This is a genomic window from Phenylobacterium sp. (assembly GCF_030693405.1).
GTDB lineage: Bacteria > Pseudomonadota > Alphaproteobacteria > Caulobacterales > Caulobacteraceae > Phenylobacterium.
On sequence record NZ_JAUYAW010000001.1, the window covers coordinates 1 to 2,448 of the forward strand.

General features: G+C 62.8%; 2 protein-coding genes. Both read left to right on the forward strand.

Features of this window, described 5'->3' with window-relative positions:
* Positions 1–133 precede the first annotated feature (133 nt).
* Positions 134–1,177, forward strand: a complete 1,044-nt coding sequence (locus Q8N19_RS00005; protein ID WP_305587611.1) for a hypothetical protein — start codon at positions 134–136, stop codon at positions 1,175–1,177.
* Positions 1,178–1,209: 32 nt separating this feature from the next.
* Positions 1,210–2,387 (forward strand): IS3 family transposase gene (locus tag Q8N19_RS00010; protein WP_305587612.1). Its coding sequence is split into 2 segments (ribosomal slippage): positions 1,210–1,474 and positions 1,474–2,387, totalling 1,179 coding nucleotides; the frame shifts between segments, so codons are not numbered across the junction.
* Positions 2,388–2,448: the final 61 nt, after the last annotated feature.

Sequence of the window (2,448 nt, forward strand, 5' to 3'; positions counted from 1 at the left end):
ACTGGCCGCCGCGCCCTTGACGCCACCCTCAGCGACTGACTCCATAGCCGCCGTCGGTCAGCCTCCAGACCGCCCACGATCACGTGGAACTGGCGCCCACCATCGCGTGGAATAGGCGCCCACGATCACTGGAATGCGCACCCTGCTGTCGTCGGCTCCAAGCCTGTACCGCACGGGTAGAGAGATGGACCGCATTGCGATCCAACTCGCCTTTCAGGAGATCACGTCCCACCCCGACGTAGTTCATGTCGCGGGAACCAAGGTCGATGATTTAACGGCCGTTATCGAGTTTGATATCGACCTTGGCTTCGGAGATCGATGGAAGATCGACGGCGCGAGCCCGACAGGCGTCTTGCCTGTAGAGCGAGTACGTTTCGACTTCACGTCAAAATTCCCGTCTTCAGCGCCGCTGCCGTCGCTACGGCACGACTTCAGCTTCCAGCACGCGCACTTCCAGCCGCAACGAACTTCCGACAGTCGACCGGTGCCGTGCATCGTCTTCGGCGATCTGGACGAATTCGTCGCCTCGCGAGGCCTCATTGGGATGGTGGATCAGCTCAAGCTTTGGCTTGGACGAGCTGCGTCTGATGCCCTGAGCCTGGGATCGACGTGGGAGCCGATGCGCCGCGACTTGGTTCGGGACTTCGTGAACTGCGATGCCGATGAGGTCCGGACGTTCGTGCGTGCCAAGGCGGGCTACAATTTCATGTCGACGGTCTACCGCCGCACCTTCAACGATAGGAAGACAGGCAATACCGCAGCGTATTACGGGCGCCTGTGCCAGCGAGTGAGCATCGAGTCAGGCGCCAGGCAGTTTATAGGTCGGTGCCCGACACGTGAGGGTGTGGAGTTCGGGCTCGCCCTCGTTCTTCACGCCGATGCTGCGGTCGAAGGTAGTGATCGCATCCACGATGTGTTCCGCCCCGATGACGTGATCGATTTGCCGAGCTTCCAGGTTCAAGCAGAAAGGTTTGGCGTCGATGAGCAGTTCAAGCGGGCGATGATTGCGCTGGCTGAAGCCGCAGATCCGGAGCTGACCGGCATAGCGCCGCTGCCGACAATCATCCTTGTAAGGCGCCCCAGGCCGATGCCGGACAGCGAGAGTCCGATTGAGCTGGTCTCATACTTCCTGCAGATTCATATTGAGGTGGCGCCGGAAATTCGGACAGTTGGCTAAGGTAGGTTCGACCTCGATGAAGGACGGACTTTATGACTGGGAAGCGGAAGCGGTACACGGCTGATTTTAAGGCCAAGGTGGCGCTGGAGGCGTTGAAGGGTGAGCTGACCCTGTCGCAGTTGGCGACGAAACACGGCGTCCATCAGACGATGATCGCGGCGTGGCGGAAGCAGGCGATCGAGGGTCTTTCCGGGGTGTTCTCCGGCAGGGCCGAGGCGAGCGAGGGCGCCCGGGAGGGCGAGATCGATAAGCTGCACGCCAAGATCGGGCAGCTGGTGGTGGAGCGGGATTTTTTAGCCAAGGCCTTCGGTCGTTGAGCCTGGACCGGAGGCGGCAGATGATCGAGCCCGAGCATCCCCGGCTGTCGATCCAGCGCCAGTGCGCCCTGGTGTCGATCAGCCGGTCGGCCTTCTACTACCAGCCGGCGGGTGAGACCCCGCTGAACCTGGCGCTGATGCGGCTGATCGACGAGGCGTTCCTGGAGACGCCCTGGTACGGCTCGCGCCAGATGGCCCGGCATCTGCGCCGCCAGGGTTATGAGGTGGGCCGGATGCGGGTGCGTCGGCTGATGGCCAAGATGGGCCTGGCGCCGATTTATCAGAAGCCGCGCACAACGATCCCGCACCCCGAGCACCGGGCCTACAAGTACCTGCTGCGCGGCCTGACCATCGACCGGCCGAACCAGGTCTGGTGCGCCGACATCACCTACATCCCGATGCGGCGGGGCTTCCTGTACCTGGTGGCGGTGATGGACTGGGCGACCAGGAAGGTCTTGTCTTGGCGGCTCTCCAACAGCATGGACGCAGAGTTTTGCATCCAGGCCCTGGAGGAGGCCCTGGCCCGCTACGGGACGCCGGAGATCTTCAACACCGACCAGGGCAGCCAGTTTACCAGCCCCCGCTTCGTCGACGTGCTGAAGGACGCCGGCGTGCGGGTCTCCATGGACGGCCGCGGCCGCTGGATGGACAATGTCTTCATCGAGCGGCTCTGGCGAAGCCTCAAATATGAGTGCGTCTATATCCACGCCTTCGAGACCGGATCGGAGCTGCGGACCGGGCTCACCAAGTGGATCGGCTACTACAACACCAACCGGCCCCACTCGGCCCTTGCCGGGGCCACCCCCGACGAGGCCTATGGACAAATCCAGGCGCCGCCCTATCCGGGGCTCGCCCCGGATAGGGCCAACCCTGAGCACAAACTGGCGGCGTAATCTGAACCCGAACCAACCTTAGCCAAGCCGCCAAACTGTACGGAGAACCGGCGCCACCTCA

Bases quoted from the DNA above. Each gene is read 5' to 3' on its own strand.
- Q8N19_RS00005 (WP_305587611.1), top strand. From the start codon at position 134: ATGCGCACCCTGCTGTCGTCGGCTCCAAGCCTGTACCGCACGGGTAGA.